Below are 17,990 nucleotides of genomic sequence, written 5' to 3' on the forward strand. Positions count from 1 at the left end.
CCACACACTACCATCACCAAGGCCGGGATAGGGAGCCTTGTGGGAGCTGGCTTGCCTGCGATAGCGGTGGATCAGCAATGAAGTTGTCGACTGACAGTCCGCCATCGCAGGCAAGCCAGCTCCCACACAAGCCGGTTCCCACAGGGGAATAGGGTGAAGTTTGAAATGAGTGCTCAAGGCTTACCCGGATGCGGCTCCGGATACGATGCCATCACGTCCAACGCCTTGGCATACGGCCCCTCCCACAACTGCTCGTGCAACTGCCCGATGCGCTTGGCCATCGCCGCGTCGTGCATCACCACTTCCAGGTTGCGCGAGTTATCCAGATACCCGCCCAACCAGTTGCTGGTGCCAACCCAGGCCACTTGCCCGTCGATCTCCATGGTCTTGCTGTGGATCACCCGCGCATACGGAATAAACCCTTGTTTGGCTTCGGGCAGGGTGACGATCTTGACCTCGACGTTGGGCAGCACGGCCAGGCTTTTGAGGTAGGGCAGTTCCAGCTTGTCGGTGTTCCAGTTGGACACCATCAGCTTGACCGACACCCCACGCGCAGCGGCGGCGCGCACGGCGTTGTCGATCACTGCGTAGTAGGGGCGGGTTCTATCCGGCCCGTAGGACAGCGGTGCGTAGTCGAGCAATTGCACGCGCACTTCTTTCTTGGCCTCGCTTAGCAGGCGCGGCAGTTCCAGTTGTGAGTCGCCCACGCCGGGCGGGTTGTAGCGTTGCGGGCTGGCCACCAGGTAGTTGCCGGTGCGCGCAGGCTCCTGGGCCGCAGCGGGCAGTGGCACCGGTTGCTTATCTGCCAAGGCGGCCTGGGCTTGCCAGTCCTGGTTGAAGATCGCCTGCACCTGGCTGACCACGCTGGCATCGCTGATGCGCAGCCCGGTTTCATGGATATGCTCCAGCGAGCGCCAATCGAAATTCTGACTGCCGACAAACGCCTGCTTGCCGTCCACCACCATGTACTTGGCGTGGATGATCCCGCCGCTCAACTGCCCATAGGCCAGCACGCGAAAGGTCAGGTTAGGAATTGCGCGCAGGCGTTCCAGCGTAGACGCCTCCGACAGCCGAATACCTTTTTCCTCCAGCAGAAAGCGAATCTTCACACCCCGTTTGCCGGCAGCTTCCAGATGCTCGATCACCTTGTCCATCACCGAACCGGGATGGTCGGCCGCGTAGAACTGGCCGATATCAATGCTGCTTTTTGCGCCGTCAAACAGCTCGATCCACACCGGCCCTGGCTGGCGCAAGTCGGCAGTCCCCAGCGCAGTGTCCACCGGCACGGTGTGTACCAGTTCAAACCCTGGAATTGAAAAGTCCGCCTGGGCAAGCGGACTCAACAGAAGGCCGGTCAGGCCTGCGATACGCAACTTTATCGAGAGGGACATAGGCGTCTCATCGGGGCAAAAAGAAAGGCGGGCGCATCATGCGCCCGCCCTGAAGGTCATGCCGTGCGGGTGTGCAACGGCGTTGGCACCAGATGCGGTACTTCACCCTGTACACGGGCGCCGGTGGCCGCACGGATCAGCAGGATTTTCAGCTGGTCGTTGATGCGCTCCAGGCTGTCCTGGAAGAAGTTGTGGAACACCACGCAGAACAGCGCGATGGCGATACCCAGGCCGGTGGCGAACAAAGCCGTACCGATGCCACCGGAGATCTGGCCTGGGTCGGACACGCCGGCACTGGCCAGCGCCTTGAAGGTGTCGATGATGCCGAGGATGGTGCCCAGCAGGCCCAGCAATGGCGCGGCGGTGGTGATGGTCTCGATGATCCACAGGCTGCGCGACAGCGGCGCACGGGTCTTGAGGTACTGGGTTTCGATTTCGTCGTCCAGGTCCTTGCGCGAGCCGTTGGAGGCCTTTTGCGCGAGGATCGGCAGCACCATGTTCAGCGGCAGGCTGTCGCGGCGGGTGAGGCTTTCTGGCAAGTCGCGCTCGCTGTGCACGTTGGCGCCCAGCACGTCGGTCAGGGCGCGGGCCTGGCGGCGCACGTAAGCGAAGTAGATGCCCCGTTCGATGGTGATGAAGATCGCGATCGCCATCGCGGCGTACATCACATAGAAGGTGATTTGGTGCAGCAGGTCCATGTCCATGAGTGTGTTCCTCTCAGGTGATTAATCAGAAATTCGCTTCCAGGGAAACCGTGACGGTACGGTCCAGGCCGACGATGTAAGCCGGGTCACCATCGCGGAAACCGCTGTAGCTCGCCGCGTTGGTCTTGGTGGTGTACACGCCGTCCAGGTACTTCTTGTCAAACAGGTTGTCGACGTTCAGGCGCAGGGTGGCGTCCTTGACCACTTTCTTGTCCACGGGCAGGTAGATACCGGCGCCGAGGTTGAAAACGGTGCGCGCCGAAATGGCTTCGTCGTTGGTCAGGTCACCGTAGAGCTTGCTGGTGAATTTGCCGCCGAAGGTGCCGTAGAAACGCCCGTCGTCATAGCCGATGTTGGCCGCCAGCATGTTGGCCGGCACGTTGGCGAACTGCTTGCCGCTGGTGGGCAATACGATCGGTTTGCCGGCGCTGAAGACGGTCAGGTCGTCCTGCTGCTTGGAGCTGGTGTAGGTGTAGGAGGTGTAGTAGTTGAAGTTGTGCGGCAGCTTGCCGCTCCACTCCAGTTCCAGGCCTTTGTTGATCACGGTACCGGCGTTGATGTCGGCCGAATCGCCGTTGCTGTCCAGGGACGTGAGCTGGCGGTTCTTGAACTGCATGTAGAACAGGGTGGCGGCGAGGGTCATGTCTTCGCCGGTGTAGCGCCAGCCCAGTTCCTGGTTCCAGCTCAGTTCCGGCTTGGAGTCCAGGGAGCCCACGCCTTTGTCGTACAGCACGTAGTTCTGCGGGATACGCATGTTGCGCGAAAGGCTGTAGAACAACTGGTCACGTTCGTCGAGCTGGTATTTCAGACCGGCGTTGGGCAGCAGCTTGTTGTAGGTCTGGTTGGCCTTGCCCGGTTGTTCGGTGAGGCTGCCGTGGTTGGTGCCCTCACGCTCGACATTCATGTAGGCAAGGCCCGCGATCAGGGTCCAGTCCGAGTTGATGTACCAGGTGTCCTGAGCCCAGACTTTTTGCGCCGGCGTTACGGTGTAGCGGTCGCGGCCTTGTACGGTGTTGCCATTGGCGTCGACCACGGAGCTGGCGTCCGGCCAAGTGTCGCTGGGCTTGCCGCTGTTCTTGAGGGCAATGAACGGTTGGGTCTGGCTTTGGCGGGCGCGCTCGTACCAGTAGCCGAATTGCAGGCTGTGGTCGCCCAGGTCCCAGTTCAGCTTGGTGGTGATGCCCGGGCGCCAGGTCTGGGTGCGCGAAGGGCGGTAGTAGACGCCCGTCGTCGCGGAGCCGTCGGCGTTGTATTGGGCCTGCGTCGGCAGGTTGCCGAGGTCGAATACGCCGCCTTTGTTGGAGCCGCTGTTGAGCGCATAGGCGGAGGAGCCCACGCCGCTGCCGTTGCCGTAGTAGTAATACGGGATCACCGAGAGCGACAGGTTGTCGCTCAGCTTGTACTGGGTGTTGAGCACGGCGGTGAAGGTCTGGAACGGGTTCTGTGCCAGGTCGTAATAGCTGCTGATCTTGCCGTTGGAGCCCAGCGCCGGCTTGGCCGGGTACGGGTCATACTGGCGGCCGAACTGCTGGAACTGCGCCTTGGTCAATTGGCTGTAACTGTTGTTGTCCTGCTCGTGGTACTTGAGGATCAGGTTGGCGGTGTTGCCGTTGCCGGCGTCGAAAAAGCTGTTCCACTCCACCTTGTCCGCACGCACCGCGCCCGAGCCGCGCCACATCTGGCCTTCGGTGTGGGACGCCGACAGCCAGTTGGAGAGGCCGTTGACTTCGCCGGTGTTGAGGCGCGCAAAGGTCTTGCGGGTGGCGTTGCTGCCCACCACTTGTTTAACGAACGCACCGGTTTCCTTGGTCGGGCGAATCGTCACGATGCCGATGTTGCCGCCACTGGAGCCGATGTGCGGGCCGTCGGCTTCCGACGAGCCCTGGGTGACGAAGATCTGGTCGATGTTTTCCGGATCGCCGAGCAGGTTGGAGTACAGCGCGTAGTTGCCGGAGTCATTGATCGGCATGCCATCCACCGACATACCGACCTGGTCGGAGTTCATGCCGCGCATGGTGAAGCGAAAGCCCGACAGACCGGTGTTGTCCTCACTGGAGATGTTCAGGCCCGGCGTGTACTTGAGCTTGTCGATGGCGTTGCCGGTGGCGGTTTGTTTGTCCAACGCTTCCTTGGTGATGGTCGAGCGGCCCTTGGCGCTCTCTTCCTGGACCATGTAACCGCCCCCCGCGGTCGCCTTGCCTCCCTGAACTCCGATCGTGCCGACGTCACTGTCGCTGGTAGCTGCCATGACCACTGCGTGGGTCATGCTCGTCGCGGCAACAAGTGCCAGATGAATACGTGTGAACCTCATCACTGTCGTCCTGGTGTCGGTGCTTATTGCACGCTGTAGTTGAAGGTGGCGGTGAAGCGTTGCTCGTTACGTCCACCGAAGGCTTGTTCGGGGAACGGCTTGACCTGCTTGATGCGGCGCAGGCTATTGGTAGCGGCCCGATTGAGCAGCATGCTCGGCGCCGGGGTCTGGATCCCGGCATCAAGGACGCGGCCTTGTCGATCCACCATCAACCAGACCACCACCTCGCCACTGGGGCGCTCGAGGGACGCCTGGCGCCCGGTGGGGTATTGCTTGTACGTGTCCAGCTCGTTGCGCAGCCCCTTGAGGTAACCGCCTTCCAGTGCCTGGCCATCTACTTTGGGCGGTGCCGGTGGCGCAGGTGTTGGCGCGACAGCGGCCTGTACTGGCTTGGCCGCGACGGGTGCGACTGGCGCTGGCGTGGGAGTCGGTTTGGCGGCCACCACGGGCTTGGGTTTGGGCACCGGCTTGGGCTTGGGTTCAGGTTTTGGCAAGGGTTTGGGCGGTGGTGGCGGCGGGGCCGGTTCGGCTTCTTCGTCCTCGATCACCGGCGGTGGCGGCTCTTGCTCGACCACAGGCTCAGGAACCACTTCGGGATCGGGTTCGACCAGGGCCAGCTCGACCGCCGACTCGTCGTACTGCGGCTGGATTTTCAACGGTTGGGACTGGATACCCAGTGCAATCAGCACCAGGGCGATCAGGGCCGGGACACTGCCCAGCAGCTGACGCGCACGAAACAGTACATACATGATCAAGACTTACGCGTGGCAATGGACACGGAGGTAAAGCCACCCAGGCGCAGGGTGTCCATGACTTCCACCAGGCGCGAAACCTCTACGCCTTTGTCGCTGTTGACGATGATGGTCGACTTGGTATCAGGCTTTTCTGCAGCCTTCAGTGCCGGCACCAACGCATCGACCGTGAGGGCCTTGCCGTCGAGTTGCAACTGGCCTTCGAGGCCCAGGGTCAGGATGAATTTATTCTGCGGCTTGAGTTGCTGCGAGCTGCTGGCGCTGGGCAGTTGGGTCTTCATGCCGAGTGCGGGGATCACGTTCAAACTCACCAGTACGAAAAACACCAGGAGGAACATCATCACGTCGATCATGGGGATCAACTCGATATGTGCCTTGCGTTTCTTGGGTTCATCCCAGGTTCTCATTCTGTTACCCCGTCGTTGAATTAGGGGCGACACGCTAACAACCAAAAATGACCGAATGGTTAACTTTAATTGACGTTTTAAAGGCTCTAGGACGCGTCTTTCAGAGATTTTACCTTGCGGTTTCATGACGTAATGCAATTGACACGAAGGCAGTACATTCTGGGGGAATTTACTTGAAGAGCTGCCGCGTATGCCCACTGCACTGCCTCAATTGTCGACCCCGCGACTACTATTGCGGGCGCTGGAAATAGACCAGGCCGAGGTGCTCTTCATGCTCGCCAACGGGCCGAAAATCGCTGACAACACGGCCAACATTCCGTCGCCCTATACCTTGGAAACTGCACAGAGTTTTATTGCCGGGGCCGCAGACAAATATCGGGCGGGCGAGTTGTTGAACCTGGGCATGCATGTGCGTGAAACCGGTGAGTTGGTTGGCATGGTCAGCCTGCGCCTTAACGCTCGTCATCACGCCGGGCATTTGGGCGGCTGGGTCGCGGCGCATGCGCGTAACCTGGGGTATGCCGCTGAGGCGGCGAGCGCGATGATGAGTTTTGGCTTCACCGAGCTTGGGCTGCAGCGTGTCGGCAGCCAATGCTTTGGCCGCAACAAGGAATCGGCGCGAGTCATGCAGAAAATCGGCCTGCGCTACGAGGGTTGCCTGCGTCAGGCGTTTCTCAAAAATGGCGTGTACGAAGACCTGCTGGGCTTTGCCACCGTGCGTGAGGACTGGGAGCGCGCGTTGTGAATGACGCAGTGGACCAAGGCAGGCGGCGAGTCCTTAGCGGGCTGGCGGTCGCTACCGCGTTTTCAATCCTCAGCCCATTTGCGCGCAGTGCCGGGGTGGATTACCCGTTCACCCTCGGCGTGGCTTCGGGCGACCCGCTGCCGGATGGTTTTGTGATCTGGACGCGCCTGGCGCCGTTGTTCAATGCAGCCGATGGCAGCGGTGGGTTGAAGCGCGCGGTGCCGGTGCGTTGGCGGGTGGCCAGTGATGCGGCGATGACGCGCATCGTGAAGCAGGGCGAAGTCTTGGCGACTGAGCGGTTCGCCCATTCGGTGCATGTTGAAGTGGCCGGGCTGGCGGCGGGCCGGCCGTATTGGTACCAGTTCGAAGGCCTCGGCGCGCAGAGCCCGGTGGGCCAGGCACGTACCACGCCACCTTTGCAGGCGATGGCCTCGGCTCGGCTGGGGTTTGTTTCCTGCTCGCATTGGGAGCGCGGTTACTTCAGCGCCTATCGCCATTTAGCCGCAGAGCAACCTGACCTGGTGTTTTTTCTCGGGGACTACATTTACGACAGCTCTTACGCCGTCGACTCGGGGAAAGTCTTTCGGGCCCACGGCAGCGGCAACGCGGTGAGCTTGAGCGACTACCGCAACCGCTACGCGCTGTACAAAACCGATCCGGACCTGCAAGCCCTGCACGCGGCTGCCCCCAGCGTGGCAACCTGGGATGACCATGAAGTGCAGAATGACTACGCCAACCGCTGGTCCCAGGACCCGAAGATTCCCGTGGCGCAATTTCTCCAGCAGCGGGCGGCGGCGTACCAGGCGTTTTACGAGCACATGCCGCTGCGCGCCAGCAGTGTGCCGAAGGGGCCGGACATGCGCATTTACCGGCGCCTGGATTACGGTCGGCTGGCGCGCTTCCATGTGTTGGATGGGCGCCAGTATCGCTCCGAGCAACCCTGCATCCAGGCCAACGGCAGCCATCAGGGGCATATCGCCGCCAACACTTGCAGCGACCTGCGTGATCTCGGCCGCACCATGCTGGGTTGGCAACAGGAAGCCTGGCTGGACCAGGGCTTTGCCCAGTCGCAGGCACAGTGGAATGTGATCGCCCAGGACTTGCTGGTGGCGCCCTTGCTCCAGCGCGACCTGAGCAACCACAAGGTGGGCCATTGGACCGATGGTTGGGACGGCTACGTGGCCAATCGTTCACGCATGCTGGCGTCCATCGGGCGTCACAAGGTCAGCAACCCGGTGTTCTGGGGCGGTGATATCCATTCGTTCTGGACCACTGACCTGCACGCCGACGCCAACAACCCGGACTCGCCAGTGATCGCCACTGAGTTTGTCGGCAGCTCGGTGACCTCCGATGGCCCGCCCTTTGAAGCGTTCAGCAAGATCCTGCCGCTTAATCCGCATGTGAAGTTTTTCGACAGCCGCCAGCGTGGGTATGTGTCGGTAGAGCTTACGGCTCAGAAGATGCTGACGAACTTTCGGGTGATAACTGACCCGCGCGATCCCAACGCCACGGTGTCGACCCTCAAGTCGTTTGTGGTGGAGCCGGGGCGGGCGGGGGCGATTGCGGTTTAGTCCAGGCTGTAACGCACCGACAGCGCGCCTTTTTTCTCCGACAAGGCCAGGATGGTCACTTGGCCGAGCTCGTTCAGGGCTTGCACATGGGTGCCGCCGCAGGCGTAGGCGGGCAGTTCGCCGAAACCCACTTCGCGGGCGCCGTCTTCCAGGGTCATATGGCGCGGGTAGTCGGCGGCGATCCATTGGTTGACCTGTTGCTGGATCGCCTCGGCGTCGATGGCCTGGGCCATTTCGCCACGGATAAAGGTGATTTTGCACTCGCCCGGCCAATGGTGGGCTTTGATCGGCATCCAACCGAAGCTTTCTCCCGCATTGCCGATCAGGTGCCCGGCCGAATGCAGGCGCGTGTACAGGGCACGGCGTTGTGCGTCGACCCGTGCGCTGATCGGGCCGGGCTGCACAGGCTGGTCCACGTAATGCACCACACGGTCAGCCTCCTGAGTCACGCGCAGCACCTGGCTGTCGCCCAGCCAACCGGTATCAAAGGGTTGCCCGCCGCCTTGGGGATGAAAAATCGTCGACTGCAGGGTGACCGCGAACAGGCCTTCGTGGGGTGTGCAGCTCAGCACTTCAAGCTCGGCGGTCAGGTGGTCGTGGGTGAAAAACAGGCGCTCGGTCATCATTTACATCCGCATCAGGGTTCTACGGGCAGTATAAATAGTGCGTGGATGGGTGATAATCCGTTCAATTATCAATGGACCTGTGCGTCATGAGCATCAATCTTCCTTTGCCACTGCTGGGTGAAATGGCGATTTTCGTCAAAGTCGTGGAGACCGGCAGTTTCTCCGAAGCGGCGCGACAGCTGAGCGTTTCGCCCTCGGCGGTGAGCCGCAGTATCTCGCGTCTCGAACAGGCGCTGGCGACACGCTTGCTGCAACGCACCACGCGTAAATTGCGCTTGAGCGAAGGCGGCGAAGAAGTGTTCAAGCGTTGCCAGGAGATGGTCAACGCAGCGCGCTCGGTGATGGAGATCAGTGGCCAGTTCACCCATGAAGCCGAAGGCCTGGTGCGGGTCAGCGTGCCCAAGGCGGTGGGCCGGTTTGTGGTGCACCCGCATATGTCGGAGTTCTTGCGGCGCTATCCCAAGGTGGATGTGCAATTGATCCTGGAAGACCGGCATGTGGACCTGATCGACGACAATGTGGACCTCAGCATCCGCATCACCGACAGCCCGCCGCCGGGCTTGGTCGGCCGCCAACTGTTACCCATCGAGCACCTGTTGTGTGCCACGCCGCAGTACCTGGCCGCGCAGGGTACGCCTGAACATCCCCATGATTTGCTGGAACACAGCTGCATTTACCTGGGCGAAACGCCGGGGGATTCACGCTGGAAGTTTCGTCAGGGTGCCAAGGCGGTGACCGTGGGCGTGCGCGGGCGCTACGCCGCGAACCACACCGGCGTGCGCCTGGATGCGGTGTTGCAGCATGTGGGGATTGGTAGCTTGCCGTACTTCACGGCGCGCCACGCCTTGGCGGCGGGGAGCCTGGTGCAGGTATTGCCCGAGTGGGATTTTATTGCGTCCTACCATGGTGAGGCGTGGTTGCTGCATTCGCCCACGCGGTATCTGCCACCGAAGTTGCGGGTGTTTATTGATTATCTGGTGGAGTGCATGGCGAAGGAGCCGACACTGCGCCGAAGGTAGGAGTGCGGTCCAACTGTGGGAGCTGGCTTGTGTGGGAGCTGGCTTGCCTGCGATGCAGGCGACTCGGTCTATCAGTTAAACCGAGGCGATACAATCGCAGGCAAGCCAGCTCCCACACAAGCCAGCCCACACATTTAGATCTCGGCGTTCTGAAAAAATCAGTGCTTGCTCTGATCCTGCGGCATGGCCAGCAGCTGTTTTTCCTGGTTCCAGTCGAACGGTTCATCGTTCTGTTCGGCTTCAAAACGACGTTCTTCCAGGGCCTGGTACAGGTCCAGTTCTTCATCGGGCATGAAGTGCAGGCAATCACCGCCGAAGAACCACAGCAGGTCGCGTGGCACAAGGTGGGCGATTTGCGGGTAACGCAGGATGACCTGGCTCATCAGGTCCTGGCCCAGGTACTGGCTCTCGATCGGGTCGATCGGCAGCAGGGCGCGCAATTCGTCGAAGCGCTCCAGGAACAGGGTGTGGCTTTCCTCGGGCACCTGTTCGGCTTCGCCGACGGCAACCAGGATGCTGCGCAAGTGGTCGAGCAAGACGAGATGATCGGCAACGACGTTGGACACGAGATAAGTCCTCTAAAGCAAAAACGGGCGCGAGAGTATATGCCTCTCGCGCCCGTATTTATATGACCTTAGCTTTATAGGGTGTGAGCGGTCAGCGCACTTTACCCTCAGCCTGGGTCAGCTCTTCCTTGCTGAAATCATCCACATCGATCACCTTGCGGCGCGCGGCTTCGGCGTCGCGCAGGGTTTGCGCTTCGGCCGGTTGCAATACGCCCGCGTGCAGCGCCGCGTCGATGGCATGCTCGCCGGCGGCCGGTTTGACCTGGCCGCTTTTGAGCGCGGTGTGGAGTTTTTTCTGCAAGGGGTGGCTGGCACCCAGCAGGTCGTAGGCATGTTGCAGGGCACCCACCGGGTCTTCTGCCGATTGCGGGCGATAGCAACCCGCCAGCAACTCTTCCAGGGTCGGGTCGCCTTTGGCACGGCCAATCACCGCAGCCACTTCGGCGTCCAAAGCATCGGACGGCCCGGTGTGACGACGGCCGAACGGGAACACGATCACCCGCAGCAGGCAACCGAGGACCTTGTTCGGGAAGTTGCTCAGCAGCTCATCCAGGGCACGCTCCGACTCACCGAGGCTTTCTTCCATGGCCCAGGCAAACAGCGGCTCCAGGTGATCCGGCGAATCCAGGTCGTGGTAACGCTTGAGCGCGGCCGAGGCCAGGTACATATGGCTCAGCACATCACCCAGGCGTGCCGACAGGCGTTCGCGGCGTTTCAATTCACCACCCAGCAACATCATGCTCAAGTCGGCGAGCAGGGCGAATGCGGCGGCCTGACGGTTCAGTGCGCGGAAGTAGCCCTGGCTCAAGCGGTTACCCGGTGCCTTCTCGAAGTGGCCGATGCCGAGGTTCAGCACCAACGTGCTGGCGGCGTTACTCACGGCAAATCCGATATGTTGCATCAGCAGGCCGTCAAATTCCTTGAGCGCCTGGTCATGGTCTTCACGACCGGCCAGGGCCATTTCCTTAAGCACGAACGGGTGGCAGCGGATCGCGCCCTGGCCAAAGATCATCAGGTTGCGCGAGAGGATGTTCGCGCCTTCCACTGTGATGAAGATCGGCGCGCCTTGCCAGTTGCGGCCCAGGTAGTTGTTAGGCCCCATGATGATGCCCTTGCCGCCGTGCACATCCATGGCGTGGCTGATGCACTCGCGACCGCGCTCGGTGAGGTGGTACTTGAGAATCGCCGACAACACCGAAGGCTTTTCGCCCAGGTCGACCGCGTTGGCGGTGAGCATGCGCGCGCTGTCCATCAGCCAGGCGTTGCCGCCAATGCGCGCCAGGGCTTCCTGGATACCTTCAAAGGCCGACAGCGGCACGTTGAATTGCTCGCGCACTTGAGCGTATTGGCCGGTCACCAAACTGGTGAACTTGGCCGCGCCGGTACCGACCGCAGGCAGGGAGATCGAACGGCCGACCGACAGGCAGTTCATCAGCATCATCCAGCCCTTGCCGAGCATTTCCTGGCCACCGATAAGGAATTCCAGGGGGATGAACACGTCCTTGCCGGAGTTGGGGCCGTTCATAAAGGCGGCGCCCAACGGCAGGTGGCGACGGCCGATTTCCACGCCGGGCGTGTCGGTGGGGATCAGCGCCAGGCTGATGCCCAGGTCTTCTTCCTCACCCAACAAGTGGTCCGGGTCATGGGCCTTGAAGGCCAGGCCGAGGAGGGTCGCGACCGGGCCGAGGGTGATATAGCGTTTTTCCCAGTTCAGGCGCAGACCGAGGGTTTCCTTGCCTTCCCATTCACCTTTGCAGATCACGCCCGTGTCGGGCATGGCGCCGGCGTCGGAGCCGGCCAGTGGGCCGGTGAGGGCGAAGCAGGGGATATCGTCGCCACGGGCCAGGCGTGGCAGGTAGTGGTTGCGTTGTTCGTCGGTGCCGTAATGCAGCAGCAGCTCGGCCGGGCCGAGGGAGTTAGGCACCATCACGGTGGAGGCGAGGTCGCCGCTGCGGGTGGCGAGTTTCATCGCGACCTGGGAGTGGGCATAGGCGGAGAAACCCTTGCCGCCATATTCCTTGGGAATGATCAGGGCGAAGAAACCGTGGGTCTTGATGTGCTCCCAGGCGGCGGGCGGCAGGTCCATGGCCTGGCCGATTTCCCAGTCGCTGACCATCGCGCAGAGCTCTTCGGTAGGGCCGTCGATAAACGCTTGTTCTTCTTCAGTCAGTTGCGCCTTGGGGTAGGCCAGCAATTTGTCCCAATCGGGGCGACCGCTGAACAGTTCGCCGTCCCACCACACGGTGCCGGCGTCGATGGCGTCGCGCTCGGTCTCGGACATCGGCGGCAGGACTTTCTGGAACCAGCTGAACAGCGGCTTGGTGAAGTATTGGCGGCGCAGGTCGGGCAGCAACAGGGGCACGGCCACGGCGGCGATCAGCACCCAGAGGATGACCAGCAGCCAACCCGGTGCATGGCTCCAGGCGCCCATCGCCAGCAGGTAGACGGCAACCACGCCCAGCGCGGGCAGGGGCGCGGTGCGGCGGTGTGCCAGGTAGGCAATGCCGACCACCAGAACCAGTATCCACAACAACAGCATATTCAATCCTCCGTGAAACCAAGGGCGAAACCACCATGGAGCTTAGTCGGCATCCGAAAAAGCGCGGTGGCGAGGGTGTAACGAGTTGTGCTGGCGCACGCCGACATTTGGCCGAATCGTCGTTATCTCCACGGCAGGCCTGTCGTTAGACTCAAGGCTTCCCTTGGAGATAAAGCTCATGGATACGTACTTGAATCCCAGCCGCTTCATCGATAGTGACCACCCTGCGGTGGTGGAGTTCGCCGAAAAACATCGCGGAACCCGCCCGGATTTAAGTGACCAGGCGGTCAGTCTCTACTACGCCGTGCGTGAGGCGATTCGCTACAACCCGTACACCTTCAGCCGTGATCCAAATACCCTCAGTGCCAGCTTTGCCCTGGCCACCGGCGAGAGCTACTGTGTACCCAAGGCCACCTTATTGGCCGCCTGTGCCCGTCATTGCGGGATCCCGGCGCGCATTGGCCTGGCGGACGTGCGCAATCATTTATCGACACCGCGCCTGCTCGCGCTGCTCAAAAGTGATGTGTTCGCCATGCACGGCTATACCGAGTTGTACCTGCACGGCCGTTGGGTCAAGGCCACGCCGGCGTTCAACAGTCAACTGTGCGAGTTGCTCGACGTACCACCGCTGGCGTTCGATGGGGTCAACGACAGCGTGTTCCACGCCTTCAACCGCCAGGGCCGGCGCTCGATGGAATATGTGCTGGACCACGGGCAGTTCAGCGACGTGCCCGAAGCGCTTTTCTTTGCGCATATTCAGCAGTGTTATCCGCACCTGTTTGCCGACGACATGCCGATCTCGCTGAAGGACATGCACAGCGATTTAAGCCGCGGGTGAACCGGCGTATGCTGCTGCGTTCATCAAGCCATGTTCATCAACGATAAGGCGCGGTCATGCTGAAAATCTGGGGTCGTAAAAATTCATCAAACGTCAGGAAGGCACTGTGGTGCGCCGAGGAACTCGGCCTGGACTATGAGGCAATTAATGCGGGCGGAGCTTTTGGTGTGGTCGACACGCCGCAATACCGGGCCTTGAACCCCAATGGCCGGGTGCCGATGATCGAAGACGGCGACTTTGTGTTGTGGGAATCCAACACCATCGTGCGTTATCTGTGCGCCAAGAGCGCGTCGGATTTTTACCCGAACGACCTGCAAGCCCGGGCCAGCGCCGAGAAGTGGATGGACTGGACCACGTCCACGCTCGCCGATCCGTTCAAGGCGGTGTTCTGGGGCATCCTGCGTACCCCGGCGGAAAAACAGAACTGGGACAGCATCAATGCCGGGCGTCAAGCCTGTATCGATGCGCTTAACACCGTTGACCAGGCCCTCGCCGAGCAACCCTACCTCAGCGGCGAGCATTTCGGCATGGGCGATATCCCCTTGGGCTGCTTTGCCTACGCCTGGTTCGAGATGCCCATCGAGCGCCCGGCAATGCCCCATCTAGAGGCCTGGTACCAGCGCCTCAAAGATCGCCCGGCCTACCGCAAGGCCGTGATGACCGCGTTGACTTAATACTGACTATTAATACAGGTGACTGTACTTGTGCGGCGCGGGCAAGCACCATGCTTGTCATGCGCCGCCGTTGAACTACATGCGCTGCGCGCTCATCTACTCTTTCTATTCCCTTCTCTGGTGCGTAATCCGATATGAGTTCCGCTCTGTCCATCCGGCAGCTAACCAAAACCTACGGCAACGGTTTCCAGGCCCTGAGTGGTATCGATCTGGACGTTGCCGAAGGTGACTTCTTCGCCTTGCTCGGCCCCAACGGTGCCGGCAAATCCACCACCATCGGCATCCTCTCGACCCTGGTCAACAAAACCAGTGGCTCGGTGAATATCTTTGGCCATGACCTGGACAAATCCCCGGCGGCGCTCAAGCGCTCCATCGGCGTAGTGCCCCAGGAATTCAACTTCAACCAGTTTGAAAAGACCTTCGACATCGTCGTGACCCAGGCCGGCTATTACGGCATCCCGGCGAAAATCGCCAAGGAACGCGCCGAGCAGTACCTGACTCAGTTGGGCCTGTGGGACAAGCGCGACGTGCCTTCGCGTTCGCTGTCCGGCGGTATGAAGCGCCGCCTGATGATCGCTCGCGCGCTGGTGCATGAACCGCGCCTGTTGATCCTCGATGAGCCGACCGCCGGTGTGGATATCGAGCTGCGCCGTTCGATGTGGACCTTCCTCACCGAGCTGAACGAGAAGGGCATCACCATCATCCTCACCACCCATTACCTGGAAGAGGCTGAGCAGCTGTGCCGCAACATCGGCATCATCGACCACGGCACCATTGTCGAGAACACCAGCATGCGCAACCTGCTGGGCCAGTTGCATGTGGAAACCTTCCTGCTGGACCTGAAAAACAACCTGTCGGTGGCGCCGCAACTGCTCGGCTACCCAAGCCGCCTGGTCGATGACCACACCCTGGAAGTGCAGGTGGACAAAGCCATGGGCATCACCGCGTTGTTCACCCAGTTGGCGGCCCAGAGCATCGAAGTGCTGAGCCTGCGTAACAAAACCAATCGCCTTGAGGAGTTGTTCGTGTCCCTGGTGGAGAAAAATCTGGCGAAGGTGGCGGTATGAGTTCCGAACTGCAACCCAACCTCGTCGCACTGCAGACCATCGTTTACCGCGAAGTGAAGCGCTTTACCCGGATCTGGCCGCAGACCCTGCTGCCGCCGGCGATCACCATGGTCTTGTACTTCGTGATCTTCGGTAACCTCATCGGCCGCCAGATCGGCGACATGGGTGGCTTCACCTACATGGAGTACATCGTGCCGGGCCTGATCATGATGTCGGTGATCACCAACTCCTACGGCAACGTGGTGTCGAGCTTTTTCGGCAGCAAGTTCCAGCGCTCCATCGAAGAACTGATGGTCTCGCCGGTGTCGCCGCACACCATCCTGATCGGCTACACCCTGGGTGGCGTGCTGCGCGGCTTGATGGTCGGGGTGATCGTGACCTTGCTGTCGCTGTTCTTCACCCACCTGCAGGTGCATCACCTTGGGGTCACCCTGCTGGTGGTGGTACTGACGGCGACGATCTTCTCGCTGCTGGGGTTCATCAACGCCGTGTTTGCCCGCAACTTCGATGATATTTCGATCATCCCGACGTTCGTGCTGACGCCGCTGACCTACCTGGGCGGGGTGTTCTACTCCATTACCTTGCTGCCGCCGTTCTGGCAGACCGTGTCGCTGGCCAACCCGGTGTTGCATATGGTCAACGCCTTCCGCTACGGCATCCTGGGCGTGTCGGATATCAAGATCAGCGTGGCGATCACCTTTATGCTGGTGGCGACCGTGGTGCTGTATGTCGGCTGTGCGCGGTTGCTGGTGAGTGGGCGCGGGATGCGTACCTAAGCCGTTAGCTGCAATAAAAAACGGCCTCCAAGTGAGGCCGTTTTTTATTGACTGCAGGCAGGGTCAATGTGGGAGCTGGCTTGCCTGCGATAGCGATGGGTCAGGCAGCCATTGTTTAACTGACAGACCGCCATCGCAGGCAAGCCAGCTCCCACCTTTGGTTTTGTGCAGAGGTTTAACCTTTAAGTGCCAGCTCGATCAGTCCGTGCAGCTCTTGCACCGTCAGTGGTTCGGTCGAGAACAAAATGCGAAACACCGTCGGCGCCGCCAGCAGGTTGATTAAATGGTCCACGCTCGGCGGCGTACTCTGTGGGTAGCGATCGATAATCGTCTGAAGCTGCCCACTCAGAATGCTCACGCAATAACCCGGTGTGATCATGCTCTGCAGGTCACGCATCATGTTGCGCCCTGGCTCGGAGCTCATTTCATCCAGGTATTGCTCGGCCCAGGCCCGCAGATCACCGCGCAGGCTGCCGGTATTCGCCGGCTCACAGTCGGGGCGCATGCGGGCCAGGGCCACATCAGCCAACAGCACGGATAAGTCGCCCCAGCGCCGGTAAATGGTCGAGGGCGTGACGCCTGCGCGCGTCGCAATCATCGGTACGGTAACGCTGGAGCGCTCATGGGCTTCCAACAGCTCACGCACTGCTGAATGCACCGATTCTTGGACCCGGGCACTGCGGCCTCCCGGGCGAAGGCCTTCTTTTATCGCCATGCGTAAAACCTTAACACAAAGAATTTGCTTTAAGCGCGCGCCGGTAGCACACTGCGCAAAAGCAAAGTATTAGCTTTAGTGGAGTGTGCCCATGTCTCGCGTTATTTCCCAGCGGTCCAGCCTGGCGTTCCTGGTCATCACGGTGTTGACCTTCCTCGCCGCGTCCAGCGCGCCGACGCCGTTGTATCAGGTGTATCAGGAAAACCTGCATTTCTCCGCGACAATGCTCACGGTGATTTTCGGCGTATACGCCGTCAGCCTGTTGGCAGCGTTGCTGACCGTGGGTTCACTGTCGGATCACCTGGGGCGCAAGCCGGTGATTTTTGTCGCATTGCTGCTCAATATTGCGGCGATGCTGCTGTTTATCAACGCCGACAGCACCGCGCATCTGATTGCCGCCCGCGCGCTGCAAGGTTTCGCCACCGGCATGGCCACGGCGGTGCTGAGTGCGACCTTGCTCGACACCGACCGCCAGCGCGGCCCGATGCTCAATAGCCTGGCGCCGCTGTTGGGCATGGCCAGCGGCGGGCTGGGCAGTGGCCTACTGGTGGAGTTCGCGCCGCGTCCGACCCAATTGATTTACTTCACGCTGTTGGGGTTGATGGTGTTGCAGGCTGTGTATGTGTGGCGCCTGGCGGAAACCGTCAGTCGTATTCCGGGGGCCTTGAAGTCGCTGGCGCCGACCCTGCATGTGCCGCAGCAAGCGCGCCGGGCTTTATGGTTGGTGATGCCGCTGAATGTGGCGGTGTGGGCGCTGGGCGGGTTCTTCTCATCCCTGGCGCCGTCGCTGATCAAGGCTGCCACCGGTTCCACTTCGCACCTGATCGGTGGCGGCCTGGTGGCGGTCGTGACCTTGAGTGGCGCGGTGATGATCTACAGCGTGCGCGAGCGCCCGGCCGATAAAATCATGCGGCTGTCGGCAGGGCTGCTGGCCGTGGGCGTCGCGTTGCTGCTGGTGGCCGTCCACATGGGTATTTTGTGGCTGTTCTTTGTCGCCAGTGTGATTGCAGGTTTTGGTTTTGGCGGCGGCTTCATGGGCAGTGTGCGCAGCATTGTCGGACTGGCGTTGCCCCATGAGCGGGCCGGTTTGATGTCGGCGTTCTATGTCTTGAGCTACTTGGCGTTTTGCCTGCCAGCGCTGTTGGCGGGTTACTTGTGCCAGGTTTACGGCCTTATCGTCACGACTGAAGGTTATGGTGCGGCGCTGATACTGCTGGCCCTGAGTGCCTTGGTCGGTTTAATGCTGCAGAACTCGGTGCGGGCCAAGGCGGCAGTAGAGTGATGCTGTA

Annotated in this window: 17 protein-coding genes; 8 read left to right on the plus strand and 9 right to left on the minus strand. The window is 61.0% G+C overall.

Going from position 1 to position 17,990, the window contains the following annotated elements; translation table 11 throughout:
• Window positions 1–173: 173 nt before the first annotated feature.
• Genes HBO41_RS08480 through HBO41_RS08500 form a run of 5 tightly spaced genes read right to left on the minus strand, consistent with a single transcriptional unit; the run spans window position 174 to window position 5,565 of the window.
• Window positions 174–1,391, minus strand: coding sequence for a phospholipase D-like domain-containing protein (locus HBO41_RS08480; RefSeq protein ID WP_138453824.1), 1,218 nt, complete (start codon window positions 1,389–1,391; stop codon window positions 174–176).
• Window positions 1,392–1,447: 56 nt separating this feature from the next.
• Window positions 1,448–2,095 (minus strand): MotA/TolQ/ExbB proton channel family protein, encoded by a 648-nt coding sequence (locus HBO41_RS08485; protein WP_017136406.1) that lies wholly within the window; start codon window positions 2,093–2,095, stop codon window positions 1,448–1,450.
• A gap of 25 nt (window positions 2,096–2,120) precedes the next feature.
• Window positions 2,121–4,406 (minus strand): TonB-dependent receptor, encoded by a 2,286-nt coding sequence (locus tag HBO41_RS08490; RefSeq protein ID WP_169985779.1) that lies wholly within the window; start codon window positions 4,404–4,406, stop codon window positions 2,121–2,123.
• A 23-nt stretch (window positions 4,407–4,429) separates the two neighbouring features.
• Window positions 4,430–5,155, minus strand: coding sequence for an energy transducer TonB (locus tag HBO41_RS08495; RefSeq protein ID WP_169985782.1), 726 nt, complete (start codon window positions 5,153–5,155; stop codon window positions 4,430–4,432).
• Window positions 5,156–5,157: 2 nt separating this feature from the next.
• The gene (locus HBO41_RS08500; protein WP_017136403.1) at window positions 5,158–5,565 is read right to left on the minus strand and encodes a biopolymer transporter ExbD; all 408 of its coding nucleotides are present in this window, start codon (window positions 5,563–5,565) and stop codon (window positions 5,158–5,160) included.
• Between the two features lie 190 nt (window positions 5,566–5,755).
• Between HBO41_RS08500 and HBO41_RS08505 the strand changes: the two genes are divergently transcribed.
• Complete coding sequence (locus tag HBO41_RS08505) at window positions 5,756–6,310, plus strand: GNAT family N-acetyltransferase (RefSeq protein ID WP_169985784.1); 555 nt, start codon at window positions 5,756–5,758, stop codon at window positions 6,308–6,310.
• Window positions 6,307–7,881 (plus strand): alkaline phosphatase D family protein, encoded by a 1,575-nt coding sequence (locus HBO41_RS08510; RefSeq protein WP_169985787.1) that lies wholly within the window; start codon window positions 6,307–6,309, stop codon window positions 7,879–7,881. Before HBO41_RS08505 ends, HBO41_RS08510 begins: the two co-directional genes overlap by 4 nt.
• Here HBO41_RS08510 and HBO41_RS08515 read toward each other — a convergent pair.
• Complete coding sequence (locus tag HBO41_RS08515; protein ID WP_026013638.1) at window positions 7,878–8,504, minus strand: alanyl-tRNA synthetase; 627 nt, start codon at window positions 8,502–8,504, stop codon at window positions 7,878–7,880. The two genes, HBO41_RS08510 and HBO41_RS08515, sit on opposite strands and share 4 nt — an antisense overlap.
• A gap of 89 nt (window positions 8,505–8,593) precedes the next feature.
• Between HBO41_RS08515 and HBO41_RS08520 the strand changes: the two genes are divergently transcribed.
• Window positions 8,594–9,526 (plus strand): LysR family transcriptional regulator, encoded by a 933-nt coding sequence (locus tag HBO41_RS08520; RefSeq protein ID WP_099547859.1) that lies wholly within the window; start codon window positions 8,594–8,596, stop codon window positions 9,524–9,526.
• 158 nt (window positions 9,527–9,684) lie between these two features.
• On the opposite strand, the gene HBO41_RS08525 is transcribed toward HBO41_RS08520, so the two are convergent.
• Together HBO41_RS08525 and HBO41_RS08530 are read right to left on the minus strand one after the other, a co-directional pair.
• Complete coding sequence (locus HBO41_RS08525) at window positions 9,685–10,092, minus strand: PA2817 family protein (protein WP_010567536.1); 408 nt, start codon at window positions 10,090–10,092, stop codon at window positions 9,685–9,687.
• A gap of 91 nt (window positions 10,093–10,183) precedes the next feature.
• Window positions 10,184–12,631 (minus strand): acyl-CoA dehydrogenase, encoded by a 2,448-nt coding sequence (locus tag HBO41_RS08530; protein WP_017136398.1) that lies wholly within the window; start codon window positions 12,629–12,631, stop codon window positions 10,184–10,186.
• A gap of 178 nt (window positions 12,632–12,809) precedes the next feature.
• On the opposite strand from HBO41_RS08530, the gene HBO41_RS08535 reads away from it, so the two are divergent.
• The 4 genes from HBO41_RS08535 (at window position 12,810) to HBO41_RS08550 (ending at window position 15,986) form a co-directional block, all read left to right on the plus strand.
• A complete protein-coding gene (locus tag HBO41_RS08535) occupies window positions 12,810–13,469 on the plus strand; it encodes a transglutaminase family protein (protein WP_169985790.1) in 660 nt (219 codons plus the stop codon).
• Between the two features lie 56 nt (window positions 13,470–13,525).
• Window positions 13,526–14,143 (plus strand): glutathione S-transferase family protein, encoded by a 618-nt coding sequence (locus HBO41_RS08540; protein ID WP_169985792.1) that lies wholly within the window; start codon window positions 13,526–13,528, stop codon window positions 14,141–14,143.
• Between the two features lie 134 nt (window positions 14,144–14,277).
• The gene (locus HBO41_RS08545; protein WP_017136395.1) at window positions 14,278–15,210 is read left to right on the plus strand and encodes an ABC transporter ATP-binding protein; all 933 of its coding nucleotides are present in this window, start codon (window positions 14,278–14,280) and stop codon (window positions 15,208–15,210) included.
• Entirely contained in the window at window positions 15,207–15,986 is a 780-nt protein-coding gene (locus HBO41_RS08550) for an ABC transporter permease (RefSeq protein WP_017136394.1), read from the plus strand. The genes HBO41_RS08545 and HBO41_RS08550 overlap by 4 nt, the downstream gene beginning before the upstream one ends.
• Before the next feature lie 175 nt (window positions 15,987–16,161).
• On the opposite strand, the gene HBO41_RS08555 is transcribed toward HBO41_RS08550, so the two are convergent.
• Window positions 16,162–16,701: a TetR/AcrR family transcriptional regulator gene (locus HBO41_RS08555; protein WP_099547863.1), complete on the minus strand. Its 540-nt coding sequence runs from the start codon at window positions 16,699–16,701 to the stop codon at window positions 16,162–16,164.
• 91 nt (window positions 16,702–16,792) lie between these two features.
• On the opposite strand from HBO41_RS08555, the gene HBO41_RS08560 reads away from it, so the two are divergent.
• Window positions 16,793–17,983, plus strand: coding sequence for an MFS transporter (locus HBO41_RS08560; protein ID WP_017136392.1), 1,191 nt, complete (start codon window positions 16,793–16,795; stop codon window positions 17,981–17,983).
• Window positions 17,984–17,990: the final 7 nt, after the last annotated feature.

The sequence above is a fragment of the Pseudomonas sp. WS 5146 genome, from assembly GCF_012985495.1.
In the GTDB taxonomy this organism is placed as follows: Bacteria; Pseudomonadota; Gammaproteobacteria; order Pseudomonadales; family Pseudomonadaceae; genus Aquipseudomonas; species Aquipseudomonas edaphica.

Excerpts from the sequence above, each read along its gene's own strand:
- HBO41_RS08495 (WP_169985782.1), bottom strand. The coding sequence starts at position 5,155 with ATGTATGTACTGTTTCGTGCGCGTCAGCTGCTGGGCAGTGTCCCGGCC.
- HBO41_RS08500 (WP_017136403.1), bottom strand. The coding sequence starts at position 5,565 with ATGAGAACCTGGGATGAACCCAAGAAACGCAAGGCACATATCGAGTTG.
- HBO41_RS08505 (WP_169985784.1), top strand. The coding sequence starts at position 5,756 with ATGCCCACTGCACTGCCTCAATTGTCGACCCCGCGACTACTATTGCGG.
- HBO41_RS08535 (WP_169985790.1), top strand. The coding sequence starts at position 12,810 with ATGGATACGTACTTGAATCCCAGCCGCTTCATCGATAGTGACCACCCT.
- HBO41_RS08490 (WP_169985779.1), bottom strand. The coding sequence starts at position 4,406 with ATGAGGTTCACACGTATTCATCTGGCACTTGTTGCCGCGACGAGCATG.
- HBO41_RS08545 (WP_017136395.1), top strand. The coding sequence starts at position 14,278 with ATGAGTTCCGCTCTGTCCATCCGGCAGCTAACCAAAACCTACGGCAAC.
- HBO41_RS08515 (WP_026013638.1), bottom strand. The coding sequence starts at position 8,504 with ATGACCGAGCGCCTGTTTTTCACCCACGACCACCTGACCGCCGAGCTT.
- HBO41_RS08555 (WP_099547863.1), bottom strand. The coding sequence starts at position 16,701 with ATGGCGATAAAAGAAGGCCTTCGCCCGGGAGGCCGCAGTGCCCGGGTC.
- HBO41_RS08550 (WP_017136394.1), top strand. The coding sequence starts at position 15,207 with ATGAGTTCCGAACTGCAACCCAACCTCGTCGCACTGCAGACCATCGTT.
- HBO41_RS08530 (WP_017136398.1), bottom strand. The coding sequence starts at position 12,631 with ATGCTGTTGTTGTGGATACTGGTTCTGGTGGTCGGCATTGCCTACCTG.
- HBO41_RS08480 (WP_138453824.1), bottom strand. The coding sequence starts at position 1,391 with ATGTCCCTCTCGATAAAGTTGCGTATCGCAGGCCTGACCGGCCTTCTG.
- HBO41_RS08520 (WP_099547859.1), top strand. The coding sequence starts at position 8,594 with ATGAGCATCAATCTTCCTTTGCCACTGCTGGGTGAAATGGCGATTTTC.
- HBO41_RS08540 (WP_169985792.1), top strand. The coding sequence starts at position 13,526 with ATGCTGAAAATCTGGGGTCGTAAAAATTCATCAAACGTCAGGAAGGCA.
- HBO41_RS08485 (WP_017136406.1), bottom strand. The coding sequence starts at position 2,095 with ATGGACATGGACCTGCTGCACCAAATCACCTTCTATGTGATGTACGCC.
- HBO41_RS08560 (WP_017136392.1), top strand. The coding sequence starts at position 16,793 with ATGTCTCGCGTTATTTCCCAGCGGTCCAGCCTGGCGTTCCTGGTCATC.